Source organism: Sinomicrobium halophytocola (genome assembly GCF_052983395.1).
In genome coordinates this window covers 94,533-109,267 of record NZ_JBRKIT010000018.1, presented here as the reverse complement: position 1 = coordinate 109,267, position 14,735 = coordinate 94,533, and the positions used below count along the sequence as shown (strand labels likewise).

The 14,735-nt window shown below is 42.4% G+C and carries 14 protein-coding genes and 1 tRNA gene; 9 read left to right on the top strand and 6 right to left on the bottom strand.

Features of this window, described 5'->3' with window-relative positions; translation table 11 throughout:
- Window positions 1-954: ISAon1 family transposase (locus ACVBDY_RS06560; RefSeq protein WP_447174663.1), on the top strand; the 954-nt coding region annotated here is incomplete at its 5' end.
- 144 nt (window positions 955-1,098) lie between these two features.
- Here the strand turns inward: ACVBDY_RS06560 and ACVBDY_RS06555 are convergent.
- Both ACVBDY_RS06555 and mce read right to left on the bottom strand, forming a co-directional pair.
- Window positions 1,099-1,172, bottom strand: a tRNA-Ile gene (locus tag ACVBDY_RS06555).
- Window positions 1,173-1,276: 104 nt separating this feature from the next.
- Window positions 1,277-1,675, bottom strand: a complete 399-nt coding sequence (gene mce / locus ACVBDY_RS06550; protein WP_447174662.1) for a methylmalonyl-CoA epimerase — start codon at window positions 1,673-1,675, stop codon at window positions 1,277-1,279.
- Window positions 1,676-1,784: 109 nt separating this feature from the next.
- Between mce and rbfA the strand changes: the two genes are divergently transcribed.
- Both rbfA and ACVBDY_RS06540 read left to right on the top strand, forming a co-directional pair.
- Entirely contained in the window at window positions 1,785-2,177 is a 393-nt protein-coding gene (gene rbfA, locus ACVBDY_RS06545) for a 30S ribosome-binding factor RbfA (protein WP_447174661.1), read from the top strand.
- 52 nt (window positions 2,178-2,229) lie between these two features.
- Window positions 2,230-3,438 (top strand): ABC transporter permease, encoded by a 1,209-nt coding sequence (locus ACVBDY_RS06540; protein WP_447174660.1) that lies wholly within the window; start codon window positions 2,230-2,232, stop codon window positions 3,436-3,438.
- Here the strand turns inward: ACVBDY_RS06540 and dusB are convergent.
- Window positions 3,435-4,427: a tRNA dihydrouridine synthase DusB gene (gene dusB / locus ACVBDY_RS06535; RefSeq protein ID WP_447174659.1), complete on the bottom strand. Its 993-nt coding sequence runs from the start codon at window positions 4,425-4,427 to the stop codon at window positions 3,435-3,437. The two genes, ACVBDY_RS06540 and dusB, sit on opposite strands and share 4 nt — an antisense overlap.
- Window positions 4,428-4,600: 173 nt before the next feature.
- Here dusB and ACVBDY_RS06530 point away from each other — a divergent pair, with 173 nt between their 5' ends.
- The 5 genes from ACVBDY_RS06530 (at window position 4,601) to mtgA (ending at window position 10,360) form a co-directional block, all read left to right on the top strand.
- Window positions 4,601-6,031, top strand: coding sequence for a sulfatase family protein (locus ACVBDY_RS06530; RefSeq protein ID WP_447174658.1), 1,431 nt, complete (start codon window positions 4,601-4,603; stop codon window positions 6,029-6,031).
- A 319-nt stretch (window positions 6,032-6,350) separates the two neighbouring features.
- A complete protein-coding gene (lepA, locus tag ACVBDY_RS06525; RefSeq protein ID WP_447174657.1) occupies window positions 6,351-8,147 on the top strand; it encodes a translation elongation factor 4 in 1,797 nt (598 codons plus the stop codon).
- Window positions 8,148-8,220: 73 nt separating this feature from the next.
- Window positions 8,221-8,400 (top strand): hypothetical protein, encoded by a 180-nt coding sequence (locus tag ACVBDY_RS06520; RefSeq protein ID WP_447174656.1) that lies wholly within the window; start codon window positions 8,221-8,223, stop codon window positions 8,398-8,400.
- Between the two features lie 156 nt (window positions 8,401-8,556).
- Window positions 8,557-9,675 carry an NAD(P)/FAD-dependent oxidoreductase gene (locus ACVBDY_RS06515; RefSeq protein ID WP_447174668.1) on the top strand — a complete coding sequence of 373 codons (1,119 nt, stop codon included), beginning with the start codon at window positions 8,557-8,559 and terminating at the stop codon, window positions 9,673-9,675.
- A 1-nt stretch (window position 9,676) separates the two neighbouring features.
- Window positions 9,677-10,360 (top strand): monofunctional biosynthetic peptidoglycan transglycosylase, encoded by a 684-nt coding sequence (gene mtgA, locus ACVBDY_RS06510; RefSeq protein ID WP_447174655.1) that lies wholly within the window; start codon window positions 9,677-9,679, stop codon window positions 10,358-10,360.
- A 4-nt stretch (window positions 10,361-10,364) separates the two neighbouring features.
- Here the strand turns inward: mtgA and ACVBDY_RS06505 are convergent, their stop codons facing one another.
- The 3 genes from ACVBDY_RS06505 to ACVBDY_RS06495 all read right to left on the bottom strand — a co-directional run bounded on the left by ACVBDY_RS06505 (window position 10,365) and on the right by ACVBDY_RS06495 (window position 12,173).
- Window positions 10,365-10,808 carry a GNAT family N-acetyltransferase gene (locus tag ACVBDY_RS06505; RefSeq protein WP_447174654.1) on the bottom strand — a complete coding sequence of 148 codons (444 nt, stop codon included), beginning with the start codon at window positions 10,806-10,808 and terminating at the stop codon, window positions 10,365-10,367.
- A gap of 100 nt (window positions 10,809-10,908) precedes the next feature.
- Entirely contained in the window at window positions 10,909-11,340 is a 432-nt protein-coding gene (gene rpiB / locus ACVBDY_RS06500; protein ID WP_447174667.1) for a ribose 5-phosphate isomerase B, read from the bottom strand.
- A 593-nt stretch (window positions 11,341-11,933) separates the two neighbouring features.
- Window positions 11,934-12,173 carry a putative signal transducing protein gene (locus ACVBDY_RS06495; protein ID WP_447174653.1) on the bottom strand — a complete coding sequence of 80 codons (240 nt, stop codon included), beginning with the start codon at window positions 12,171-12,173 and terminating at the stop codon, window positions 11,934-11,936.
- 356 nt (window positions 12,174-12,529) lie between these two features.
- Here ACVBDY_RS06495 and rnr point away from each other — a divergent pair, with 356 nt between their 5' ends.
- Window positions 12,530-14,725: a ribonuclease R gene (gene rnr, locus ACVBDY_RS06490; protein ID WP_447174652.1), complete on the top strand. Its 2,196-nt coding sequence runs from the start codon at window positions 12,530-12,532 to the stop codon at window positions 14,723-14,725.
- The last annotated feature ends 10 nt before the right edge of the window (window positions 14,726-14,735 follow it).

The following is a 14,735-nucleotide window of genomic DNA, read 5'->3' as shown; positions in this document are numbered from 1 at the left end:
ATTGGATTTTTCTATGGCGTAAACGGGAAGAAACTCCAACGTCAATATAAGGATTACATGAGTGATTTTATGTCCTGGAATCAGAAGTCACATGCCCGCACATGGCTTTTATATCCGGAGAATATGGGGCCTTATCTCTCCATTGATGAAACAGCCCTTTCTAAAGGTGAACTCTACACGATTATCACCAATAAGAAAGCCAAGGGTAAAAAGGGTGCCTTGGTAGGGATTTTTCAGGGAACCAAGGCCGAACCCATCATCAAACACCTGCTAAAACTTCCTTGTTCAGTACGTAATAAGGTTCGGGAAATTACACTGGATATGGCACATTCGATGAAGCATATTGTCAAGGTATGTTTTCCTAAAGCTACGCAGGTAACGGATCGTTTTCATGTTCAGAAATTAGCCATAGAAGCACTTCAGGAACTTCGGATCAAATACCGGTGGGAAGCTTTAGATCAGGAAAATGAAGCTATTAAACAGTGCAAAATAAACGATAAGGAATATAAGCCGGTAATCCTTCCTAATGGAGATACAGCAAAACAGCTACTTGCCAGAAGCCGGTATCTGCTATATAAATCTCCGCAAAAATGGACTCCAAGTCAAAAGGAACGTGGAGAGATCCTATTTAAGGAATATCCATTATTAAAGAAAGCGTATAAGCTGGTTCAAGGATTAAGAAATATATTTAACCAGGATACGGATATAAAAATAGCCTACACCAAATTAGCCCACTGGTATAAAGAGGTGGAAGAAGCCGGGTTTAAAAGCTTCCAAACCGTAGCAAATAGTATGCGCTTGAATTATCGATCAATTCTAAACTACTTTGTAAATCGAAGTACAAATGCCTCAGCAGAATCCTTTAATGCCAAAATAAAAGCCTTTAGAGCACAATTTAGAGGTGTGAAGAATACTGAGTTTTTCCTATTTAGACTATCCAGAATTTTTGCGTAGTCCACAACAAATGGGAATGATCCGTAAAGTCTCGCAGCCCTTTATTCATGGGCGTTTCCGAAGAAGTTTGAGCATATATTTTAGCTGGCATAAAAAAGCGTTGCAAACCTTATTGATTTACAACGCTTTATATTTTATTTCCAGTGGTCCCACATGGGCTCGAACCATGGACCCCCTGATTATGAGTCAGGTGCTCTAACCAGCTGAGCTATAGGACCCGCATTTTGCGGATGCAATATTACTACATATTTTAATTTGCTGCAAGCTTTTTTGGCTTTTTATATTACTCCTTTTTTCTGCAATAACGGAAGATCCGGAGCTTCTAGATATCCTGGCAAAGTTCTATCAATACACCATTCGTGCCTTTGGGATGTAAAAAGGCCACTATTTTATTGTCCGCTCCGCGTTTAGGGATATCATTTAATACTGTAAATCCCTCATCTTTTAATCTCCGTATCTCGGACTCAATATCTTCTACCTCAAAAGCTATATGATGTATTCCTTCTCCCCTTTTTTCTATAAATTTATGTATAGGACTGTCCGTGTTTGTGGCCTCCAGCAATTCTATTTTGCTTTCCCCAACCTGAAAAAAAGAAGTTTTTACGCCTTCACTTTCCACAGTTTCGGTTTTGTAAGGTGCAACTCCCAGTAGTTTGGTGTACAAATCATTGGAAGTCTCTATATTGCGGATGGCAATACCAATATGTTCTATTTTTTTCATGCTTTTCTCCTTTTCACAAATATAGCGATCCCTATCTGATTTATTGAATATGTAACGATTTATGCCATACCCTTGTCCGTGGCTTCCCGGTATTTCCTATTTTTGCACTATGGAGAGTAACAGACAGAAAAAGATAGCAGGTGTAATTCAGCAAGATCTTGCCGATATATTACAACGCGCTGCGACAGACGGAGGCTTACATGGCGTATTGATCTCCGTAACCAAGGTTTCGGTTACCGTAGACCTTTCGGTCGCGAAAGTTTATCTCAGCATTTTTCCGAATGCCAAAGCTGCCGAACTTATAGCCGGGATACAGAAAAACAAAGCACAAATAAAACACGAACTTGCAAGGCGTACCAAAAATCAGCTGCGCAGGGTCCCGGAACTGGAATTTCTTGTAGACGATTCCCTCGAATATATAGATAAGATTGAAAAGTCCCTGAAAAGTTCGGAAAACCCGATTGAAAATCCGGATATACTGGACAAAAGAAAAAAATCCTGACAATCCCCATACGGGTTGTCCGGAATTTCGGCTAACAGAGTAACGACAAAACGTGCATTTCCCCACATACATAGCCAAGAGATACCTGGTTTCCAAAAGCAGCCAGAATGCCGTTAATATCATTAACCTGGTTACCTTCCTGGTAGTGGTTATCGGTGCGGCTGCCCTGTTTATCGTACTCTCGGGTTTTGCCGGACTTAAAACCTTTAGCCTGTCGTTTAGTAATTCCTTTGATCCGGACCTCAAGGTCATGAGTGACGGGGGAAAATTTATGACACTGAGTGACGCAGAGAAGAGCCGTTTGAAAGACATTCCGGAAGTTGTGTTTTTTTCCCGGGAAATCGAAGAGCAGGTACTCCTTACCCACCAACAAAAAAATCATGTTGCCCTTATCAAAGGAATAGATACTTCCTATGCCAATGTGGTAAACATCGACAGTATTCTCTATTACGGGAACTGGTTCGACAGAGAACTGAACGAAGTGGTCACCGGAATCGGCACCGCGAATCTGCTGAGCATGGCGCTGAACGATTATATGAACCCGCTCCGTATCCTCGTGCCCAAACCCGGAAAAGGAAGTATTACGTCCAATACCACCCCCTATAACGAAGTGGCCGTTACGGTCTCCGGCGTGTATGCCGTAACCGAAGACCTCGATAAAAAATATGTGTTTGCCGACCTGGAACTGGTGCAAAAAATACTCCACAAAGGACCTTTCGAAATAACGGGAATTAATATCAAGCTGACACCGGGAGCAAATGTCCCCAAAGTCAAACAGGAAATAGCTGCCATATTTGAAAGCGAAGTGGTAGTCAAAGATCGTGTGGAGCAAAACGATGCCCTGTATCGCATGCTGAATACCGAGAACATGGCTACCTACCTTATCTTCACCCTGGTGCTTATCATAGCGCTTTTTAATGTCGTGGGAGCTATTATTATGATGATCCTGGACAAACGCAAAAATTTGAGTACCCTGTTCAGTATGGGGGCAACGGTAAAACAACTACGTCTTATTTTCTTTGTACAGGGACTTATGGTTACCCTTGTGGGAGGTATTATAGGAATTGCCTTAGGCATAGTGCTCACCTGGTCGCAAATGGCTTTCGGATGGCTTCTTATTACTCCTTCCCTGCCTTACCCCGTAGAGATCCACCCATCCAATATAGGCGTTGTTTTCGGCACCATTGCCATCCTGGGGCTTATTGCCTCCAAAATAGCTTCCGGAAGGATCTCGGAACAACTTATCCTGGAACAGAATTAAATGAACTCATAGTTACCGAATTCCTCCAGGACCTCATCAAAAGCCGCAAAAACATCGGCAGCATCGTCCGAAGTTACCATTTTCTGACGGTATTCCTTAAAATGCGGTATTCCTTTAAAGTAGTTAGTATAATGTCTCCTGGTTTCAAACACCCCCAGCTTTTCTCCTTTCCAGTCAATAGCCATGTTCAGGTGCCTTCGGGCAGCTTCCACCCTTTCTTCCATTGTAGGAGGCGCAGCGTGTGTTCCGGTTTTAAAGAAGTGTTTTACCTCTTTGAAAAACCACGGATATCCTATACTGGCGCGGCCGATCATGGCCCCGTCCAGTCCGAATTTATCCCGCATTTCCAGTGCTTTTTCCGGGGTATCCACATCGCCGTTGCCAAATACCGGGATATGCATCCTGGAGTTGTTCTTCACTTCGGTTATCGGTCGCCAGTCTGCTTCTCCTTTATACATCTGCACCCGGGTACGGCCATGAATGGATATAGCCTGTATGCCTACATCCTGTAGCCGTTCCGCTACTTCCATGATCTTTATGGAATCGCTGTCCCAACCGAGCCGGGTTTTTACCGTAACGGGCAGGTTCGTGCGCTTCACTATAGCTTCGGTAAGCTTCACCATAAGCGGTATATCGCGCAATATTCCCGCGCCGGCATTTTTGCATACTACCTTTTTTACCGGGCAGCCGAAATTGATATCTATAATATCGGGATTGGATTGTTCTACGATATCCACTGCCTGTAACATGGAATCCAGTTCCGCGCCGAAAATCTGAATGCCCACCGGGCGTTCCTTTTCGTAAATATCCAGCTTCTGAACACTCTTGGCCGCATCCCGTATCAAACCTTCCGAAGAAATAAACTCGGTATATACCACATCTGCCCCCTGCTCCTTACAAAGCGCCCGGAAAGGAGGATCACTCACATCTTCCATAGGCGCCAGCAAAAGCGGAAACGCTCCCAATTCTATGTTACCAATCTTAACCACAATACTTTAGTTTATCGCGGTGCAAAGATAAAATAAAAATCGCGAATGCATCATTATCCCCGCTCCCTTTGCCGGAAAGAGAATGGCAGTCATCCATTTCCGACATGTTTATATAGGATATTCCGGGAAAAATCCTTTATTTGTTCTTTTGACGTCCGAAACCAGAATATGCCATGTTAAAAAAAATTCTACCTCTCGCTATTATACTCATTGCATTGTTGGCATGCACAAAAAAGGAAAAAACAAAAGAAAAAGACACGCCGCCCAATGTGATTATCATTTTTACAGACGATCAGGGTTATGAAGATGTAGGCTGTTTCGGTTCGCCGGACATCAAAACCCCGAACCTGGATCAAATGGCGAAAGAAGGGATCAAACTCACTTCGTTTTATGCAGCGCAGCCCGTTTGCTCAGCTTCCCGCGCAGCATTGCTTACTGGGTGTTATCCCAATCGCATCGGTATTCACAATGCGCTGATGCCCCATTCCGAGACAGGTCTTAATCCCGCGGAAACTACAATGGCCGAAATGCTGAAATCCGGTGGATATACCACCGCCATTTACGGAAAATGGCATTTGGGCGATAATTCGGATTTTATGCCGAACAACCAGGGTTTTGACGATTTTTTCGGCATTCCTTTTTCCAATGATATGTGGCCCAACCATCCGCAACAGGGAACCGTATTTGATTTTGATCCGCTGCCCTTATACCAAAACGAAAAAATCATCGATACGCTCAATGACCAGTCCATGCTTACGACACAGATCACCGAAAAAGCCGTCGATTTCATTGAAAAAAACAAAGAAAATCCGTTTTTCCTATATGTAGCACATCCGCAACCGCATGTGCCGTTATTTGTTTCGGACAAATTCCGTGGTAAATCGGAAAGAGGGCTTTACGGCGATGTGATTATGGAAATAGACTGGTCTGTCGGGGAGATTCTCCGGACACTTAAAAAACAGGGGCTGGACCAAAATACCCTGGTTATTTTTACTTCCGATAACGGCCCCTGGTTATCCTACGGTGACCATGCAGGTTCCGCATACCCGTTCCGGGAAGGAAAAGGTACTTCGTGGGAAGGCGGGCAGCGGGAGCCTTTTATTGCCCGTTTTCCCGGTAAATTGCCCGAAAACAAAACCATAGGCACCCCTGTAATGGCCATCGACCTGTTCCCCACCATCGCATCCTTAACCAACAGCACCCTGCCGAAACATAAAATAGACGGAAAGAACGTATGGGATATTCTGACCGGAAAAACGGATGAAAATCCGCATGAAGCTTATTATTTCTATTACAAGGTAAACGAGCTGCACGGTGTGCGCTACAAAGACTGGAAATTATATTTTCCGCATAACTACCGGACCATGGAGGGGCAGGAACCGGGCAGGGGAGGACTACCCGGAAAATACAGGTATGTGGATCTCCGGGAAATGGAATTATACGATCTTGCCACCGATTCTACCGAAACCCGGAACGTAGCAGAAAAACATCCGGAAATAGTGGAAAAAATAGTGCAACTGGCCAATACCAAAAGGCAGGAACTCGGAGATAACCTCCTGCAAATCGAAGGAAGCGGAAACCGGGCGCCGGGTAAGGTAAAATAATTTTTTCCGGCCACTGATCCACAGATAGCTAACAAGAATTATCTTAAAATTATCAGTGAATCAGTGGCTAAAATTTATAGAAACTCAGTTAACACAGGCGGCATGCAGGTTTTTGACCTTTAACCGGATCATAAAAAAGTAGCTCCGAAACCTCAAAATTCTTTAACCGTTCATCAAACATAAACTATTGATACGTTTGCCCTGAACCCCAGAGTAATTAAATCCTAAATACCCGAAAAATAAAATTATATTTGCAGATTGAACCTGTCCTGAACAGGCCGGGCATAAAATCCGGTGAGACGGACACATAAAATTTGCTATGAAGCACATCCGGAATTTTTGCATTATTGCCCATATTGACCACGGTAAAAGTACCCTGGCCGACAGGCTGCTGGACTACACCGGATCGGTAACGGAGAGGGAAAAGCAAGATCAGTTACTCGATAATATGGACCTGGAAAGGGAGCGGGGTATTACTATTAAATCCCACGCCATCCAGATGGAATATGTTTACAACGGTGAAACGTATATACTGAACCTGATAGACACTCCCGGTCACGTGGATTTCTCCTATGAAGTATCCCGTTCCATTGCAGCCTGCGAAGGAGCATTGCTTATCGTAGATGCTGCACAGAGTATCCAGGCGCAGACGATATCCAACCTGTACCTGGCACTGGAAAACGACCTGGAGATCATCCCGGTACTGAACAAAATAGATCTTCCGAGCGCAAGTCCGGAAGAAGTAACCGATGACATCGTGGAACTCCTGGGCTGTAGTCCGGAGGAGGTTATTCCCGCCAGTGGAAAAACAGGGCTTGGTGTAGATAAAATACTGGAAGCTATTGTAGAACGTATTCCTCCGCCAAAAGGAAATACCGATGAACCGTTACAAGCCTTGATCTTCGATTCTGTTTACAATCCTTTTCGCGGTATTGAAGTTATTTTCCGGGTGGTAAACGGGGAAATAACCAAAGGGCAGAAGATAAAGTTCATGGCTACCGGGAAAGAGTATTACGCGGATGAAATAGGCACGCTCAAACTCGCCCAGGCACCAAAAAAAATCATAAAAACGGGAGATGTAGGTTACCTCATTTCCGGTATCAAAGAAGCTAAAGAAGTAAAAGTAGGGGACACGATCACCGATGCCAAGACCCCTACCAAAAATATGATCGGGGGTTTTGAGAATGTAAAACCGATGGTATTTGCCGGTATTTATCCCGTAGATACAGATGAGTACGAGGAACTCCGTGCTTCCATGGAAAAACTCCAGCTTAATGACGCTTCCCTGGTATTTACCCCGGAAAGCTCGGCCGCGCTCGGATTCGGTTTCCGTTGTGGTTTCCTTGGTATGCTTCATATGGAGATCATACAGGAGCGCCTGGAACGCGAATTCGACATGACCGTAATAACCACGGTACCCAATGTTTCATATCTCGCATATTCCAAGAAAGAACCGGATACGGCCGTTATTGTAAACAACCCTTCCGACCTTCCAGATCCGTCCAAACTGGACAGGGTGGAGGAACCATATATCAAGGCTACAATTATAACAAAATCGGATTTCATAGGCCCCGTAATGAGCCTTTGTATTGACAAAAGGGGACAGATCACCAACCAGACCTATCTTACTCCGGAGCGTGTAGAACTCTCTTTTGATATTCCGCTTGCGGAAATTGTTTTTGACTTTTACGACCGGTTGAAAACCGTATCCAAAGGTTATGCTTCTTTTGATTATTCGCCTATCGGTTTGCGCGCTTCCAAACTGGTAAAAGTGGATATCCTGCTCAACAACCAGTCGGTAGATGCCCTTTCGGCCCTGATACACGCGGATAACGCATACAATATTGGTAAAAAAATGTGCGAAAAGCTAAAGGAACTCATTCCCCGGCAGCAATTCGACATACCTATACAGGCCGCTATCGGCGCAAAGATCATATCGCGCGAAACCATCAAAGCACTCCGTAAAGATGTTACAGCCAAGTGTTACGGGGGAGATATTTCCCGTAAACGAAAACTGCTTGAAAAACAGAAAAAAGGCAAGAAACGTATGCGCCAGGTAGGTAATGTGGAAATTCCGCAACAGGCGTTTATGGCCGTACTGAAACTGAACGATTAGCGACCGGAGAAGTATTTCATTTTTATTTCACCCTTTTATTTTGTAAATTATGAGGGTAAATCATTTGAATATAATGAAATACAAATTCTTGAAACTATCCGGTATTATCGTATTCATGTTCGGAATCATTGCCTCGACGGTTTATCATTCGACTTCCGGGGAAAATATGCTCTGGCTCGATTTTATACTGGGCACCATTACGGGAACGGGAATAGGCCTGACTCTCGCCCTGATGCAAAAAAAATCTGCCTGATCCGTATGGGTACTTTTGGTTTCATCTTTTTTCCGGGTGTGATTACCATAATTTTCTTAACTTGAACTTCCTGTATATATTCCGGGGAAGTACATGGATTATAACCTGTGTATCTCCCCGATCATAAACAGGTATGACACCCTAATTTTGCTGAATATGCAACTCTCTTACTGGGAAAAAACGGAATGGTTGTCCGGTACGGATTTTACTATTATAGGTAGTGGTATTACCGGGCTGAATTGTGCCCTTGCGCTTCGTGAAAAATATCCGCAATCGAGCATACTCGTACTGGAAAAAGGTATCCTCCCGCAGGGAGCGAGTACCAAAAACGCCGGATTTGCCAGTTTCGGGAGCATTTCCGAGCTCCTGGACGATTTAAACAATACCACAGAAGAGGAAATGGTAACCCTTGTGGAAAAGCGCTGGAAAGGCCTTCAAATGCTTCGAAAGAATATCGGGGATCATATTATGGATTACCGCCAGTACGGCGGGCAGGAACTGTTTCCGAAAGACGATCCTGCCTTTTTTGAAAATTGCCTGGATAATATAAACCGGATAAACAAACTGTTACATCCCGTATTCGGAGAAGAAGTATTTTCGGTTAAAGAGAATGTATTCGGATTTAAACAAATACAGGAGAAGTATATCTTTACTCCTTTCGAAGGGCAGATAAATACCGGGAAAATGATGCAGGCACTGCTCAAAAAATGTACGGAGAACGATATATGGATTCTCAACTGCACAGCAGTAAAAGAGTTTGAAGATACAGGAAGTAACGTCTTTGTACGCACCTCCAATTTCGAATTTTCAACAGGAAAACTGCTCATTGCCACCAATGGTTTTACCCCGGAACTGATAAAAGAAGATGTAGTTCCCGCAAGGGCACAGGTACTTATTACCAAACCAATTAAAAACCTGAAAATAAAAGGCACTTTTCACCTCGATAAAGGTTATTATTATTTCCGGAATGTAGGAGACAGAATATTGTTTGGCGGCGGACGAAACCTGGACATTACCGGGCAGGCTACTATTGAATTCGGGGAGACAAAACTAATACAGGACCGGCTGGAACACCTGTTGAAAACAGTCATCCTGCCCGGAACACCTTATGAGACGGAACAGCGGTGGAGTGGTATTATGGGCATGGGCAAACAGAAAATACCTATTGTAAAAACCCTGTCAGACAATGTGTATTGCGGTGTCAGGCTTGGTGGTATAGGAATTTCTATCGGTACATTGACCGGAAAAGAACTCGCAGCACTTACTTATGAATAATATGCTAAGAAGAATAATCAGATTTATCGTAAAATGTGTTTTCTGGTTCGTAATCGCCTCCGTTTTTCTGGTACTCCTTTTTAAATGGTGCCCGGTTTACGTGACACCGCTTATGCTCATACGAAGCGTGGAACAAAAACAGGAAGGGAAAAGCATAGTTATGAAACATCGCTGGATATCCATAGACAAAATATCACGGAATATGCAACTGGCGGTTATATGTAGTGAAGATCAGAATTTTCCGGATCACAACGGTTTTGACTTCGAAGCCATAGAGAAAGCATATCAAAATAACCAAAAAGGAAAACACATACGCGGTGGAAGCACCATCAGCCAGCAAACAGCAAAAAACGTATTTCTATGGCCGGCCAGGAGTTGGTTGCGAAAAGGCATGGAAACCTATTTTACTTTCCTTATAGAGCTATTCTGGAGCAAAGAACGTATCCTGGAAGTATACCTCAACTCGATAGAAATGGGAGACGGTATTTACGGTGTGGAAGCAGCAGCAGTATTCTGGTTCAACCTACCTGCCGAAAACCTCAGTAAAAGACAAGCTTCGGCTATAGCCGCAATTTTGCCAAATCCCAGAAAACTGTCCGCGAATCCACCATCCGCGTATATAGGAAACAGAATAAACTGGATAACACGCCAGATGAACTTTTACGGTAAACTGGAACTGGATTAACCCTCTATTGCCGTACCATGGCAATATGCGGTATGCCATCCTCCAGGTACCCTTCACCAGTCTTAACAAAACCGTGCTTTTCGTAGAAACGAACCAGGTATTCCTGGGCGGATATTTTTATTTTATTTTCCTTGAAATGATTTTTAACAGCTGTTATGGAAGCTTTCATAACATCATGCCCGTAACCGTATTGCCGCTCCGATTTACTAACCACTACACGCCCGATACTGGCTTCTTCGAAATATACCCCGCCGGGAAACAGCCGGGTATAAGCCACTATCTTATCTGCTTTCTTCCCAATAAGATGCAATGCCTTTTTATCCTTACCGTCCATATCCTGGTATACACAGTCCTGTTCTACCACAAAAACTTCCGATCGTAACTGCAGTATGTCGTATAACTCCTGCAGGGTAAGTTCATTGAAATATTTTACTGATATGGAAAGCATAACCTGTATTTGTATAAGAATAAGAAAGTTCTCCGTGGAGAACTTTTATAAATAAATTACCTCTTTCATCCTGTTTGACCAACAGGAAAAACAATCATTACTAACATGCCGGGATCTTATCGATCCTGTTCTGGTGCCTTCCGCCTTCAAATTCCGTGTTCAGGAAAGTCTTTACCATATCGAGGGCCTGGGGCAAAGAAACAAAACGTGCGGGGATGCTCAGTATATTAGCATTGTTGTGTTCCCTGGCCAACTGGGTTATTTCTTTGGTCCAACAGAGTGCGGCACGAACCCCCTGGTGTTTGTTTGCAGTCATCGAGGCACCATTACCGCTACCACATACAATAATACCGAAATCCACCGCCTTTTTTTCCACATCATCAGCTACGGGATGTACGAAATCCGGGTAATCCACACTCGAACTCACATCCGTTCCGTGATTTACCACCTCTATCCCCATACTTTCCAGGAGTTCTTTTACAGCAAACTTATATTCCGTGCCCGCATGATCGTTACCAATGGATATTTTCATCATATAAACATTTAATATTACAGTATACAAAGGTACTAAATAAGCCTTTTTTAAGCGATATAAACAGCCTTGTTAATTCGATTTCATAATTATTTAATTTTCAATTAATTATAACTTAACATAGATTGTTGATATTTATAGATTAACTACTCACAAAATAATTTGCATATATCGGAATATATTGCAATATGCTTTTCTTCCTGAAGAAAACAAATCATTTCTATGAATTTTTCTTCCCCGTTTATTAAACTTTGACCGGGGTTTATCAACATATATTAACAGTTGAATTATTAAAAATATTCTGTTGTTTACAGTTGTTGACAACTGTTAATTACTTTGTGTTTTACTGTAAAAACTAATCTTTTACATCACGTATAAGTTGTTAATTATCCTGTATAATTTTTAATAAACCCCGAAGTCAAGCTTTACCGGATAAACTTACGCTACAAGTTAACAGCCTATAATAACACCATCAATAAGTTTTTTTAAAAAATAATTAATAATGTAATTATATATATTGTTAACTACTTTTAAAAAACAAGAATGTATAGTGAAAGAAATATGGAGTTGAAAGCAGGATAAGAATAGCTTCATTATACGATACGTAAAGAACCGTTATTGTCCATGTTTTTGATAATGGCAATAGCCGCTTCGGCATCTTCCCGGTGCACTTTGAGCCTTATACCTCCCAGGGCATTGGAATAAAAAGGAGTGACATTGACTATGGTTTCGTTTTCAAAAACATATGGTATACCTTCGTCTTCGAGTATATGTCGTAATACGGTGTATTCATGCGGATACGTAAAGATAGCCACTACAACAAAATCTTTCATGTAAATGATTGTTGGTAAACTTCTTATAAAATTAAAAAAAATAGACGGATATTTGCTAAAATATTTTAGTGTACACTGTTGAAGTTCTTGTGGTAGTACGTACCTCCCTTATATCCTCTTTTTTCTCCAGTGAATAATCTATATATCTTATAAAAGAAAGTATTCCCGTGATAAGGATGAGTAGGAAAACAGCTATTATGTTATAAACTTTTTTCAAGAGTTTTGTGGTCTTTTAGATATAAGACGATCGAAAAAGGGAATTGTTACACTTTTTTTAATATAATTTTAACTTTTCTTTACCCCCGGAACTACTTCAATTATTATTTGTACTTTTCAACTTTAATAGAAACGATTATATGACAAGAAAGAAAAAGCGTGCGGAAAAGCACAAAACTCATGAAATAACAAAAGGTGTCTTTTCCATATTGGAAAAGAATCCGGATGAATCATTTAACTATAAACAAATAGCTGCCAAACTTGGTATAACAGATGCCAACGGAAGAAATCTCCTGATAAAAAAACTGGTAGAACTCAAGGAAAAAAAATCTATAGAAGAAGTAGAAAAAGGAAAATATAAGGCAGTACCTTCCCTGAATTATTTTACCGGACGGGTCGACATGACCGGACGGGGAAATGCGTATGTGGTCTGTGAAGAACTGGACCAGGACATTTTTGTACCTTCTAACATGCTGGGAAAAGCGCTGCATGGCGATGAGGTGGAAGTTTATGTGTTTCCTAACCGGAGGCGAAGCAGCAAGAAAGTAGAAGGAGAGATCACCAAGATACTTACACGTAAAAAAACAGCCTTTGTGGGGATAGTGCAAATGCAGAAGAATTTTGCTTTTGTTTTACCTACGGATTTCCGGATGTATACGGATATTTTTGTTCCCAAGAACAAGATAAATGGCGCCGAGAACGGAGATAAAGTTCTGGTAGAAATCACCGAATGGCCGGAAAAGGCCGATTCTCCTTATGGTCATATTACAGAAGTATTCGGTAAACCGGGAGACCACGACACGGAAATTCACGCTATTCTTGCCGAATACGGTCTGCCCTATACCTTTCCGGCGGAAATTGAGCATTTTGCCAATCAACTGGATACATCCATTACTGAGGAGGAAATAAAAAAACGCCACGACATGCGCGATGTACTCACTTTTACCATAGATCCCAGGGATGCCAAAGATTTTGATGATGCTTTGTCTTTTCGCATACTGGAAAACGGTAATTATGAGATAGGTATACACATAGCCGATGTTTCGCATTACGTAGTTCCGGGAACCTTACTGGACGACGAAGCCTATAACCGGGCCACTTCGGTGTACCTTGTGGACAGGGTAGTGCCCATGTTGCCTGAAATATTGTCCAATAATGCGTGTTCTTTAAGGCCTAATGAAGAAAAATATACTTTTTCTGCGGTGTTTGAAATGAATCGTAAAGCCGAAGTACTCGACCAGTGGTTTGGTCGCACGGTGACCTATTCCGATCGAAGGTTTGCCTACGAAGAAGCACAGGTCATTCTGGATACGGAAGGAAATCAGGTTCCGGAAGAAGTTTCCCTCACCGGTAAAACCTATGAGGTGGAACAGGAAATTACGGATGCGATACTTACGCTTGACAGATTAGCGAAGATCATGCGTTCCAAACGGATGGCAAACGGGGCTATTTCCTTTGACAAGGTGGAAGTAAAGTTTCATCTCAATGAAGAACACGTCCCTACAGGTGTGTTTTTTAAGGAAGCAAAGGATGCCAACAAACTCATAGAAGAATTTATGCTACTGGCCAACCGGAAAGTAGCGGAATTCATTGGACGTAAAAAACCACAGAAGACATTTGTTTACCGGGTGCATGACGAACCGGATGAAGATAAATTAATACTGCTGCAGGGCATTATTTCCAAATTCGGGTATTCCATCAACATGAAGAGCAGAAAAACCATTACAAGCTCTCTGAATGGCCTGCTTGCCGAAGTACAGGGAAAGAAAGAACAAAACCTGGTAGATACCCTTACCATACGAAGTATGAGCAAGGCCGAGTATACCACGCAGAATATAGGTCATTACGGATTGGCATTTGATTATTACACACACTTTACGTCACCGATCCGGAGATATCCGGATGTTATGGTACACCGGTTGTTACAGTATTATCTCGATGGCGGAGAATCTGCCAAAGAAGAGGAATACGAAGAAAAGTGCAGGCATTCTTCCAGTATGGAAAGCCTGGCCGTTAATGCCGAAAGGGATTCCATTAAATACATGCAGATTAAATTTATGGAAGACCGTCGGGACCAGGAGTTCCTCGGTGTTATTTCGGGGGTTACCGAATGGGGTATTTATGTGGAGATCGTCGAGAATAAATGTGAAGGGATGATACGTACCCGGGATATTAAAGATGACTATTATGTTTTTGACGAAAAACAGTATGCCCTCGTAGGAGAAGTGACCAAAAATATGTACCAGCTCGGTGACGAAGTTGTAGTAAGAGTAAAGAATACCGATCTTATAAAACGTCATCTGGACTTTGAATTACTGGGAAAAGCGGAAGAATAAGGATATCTTT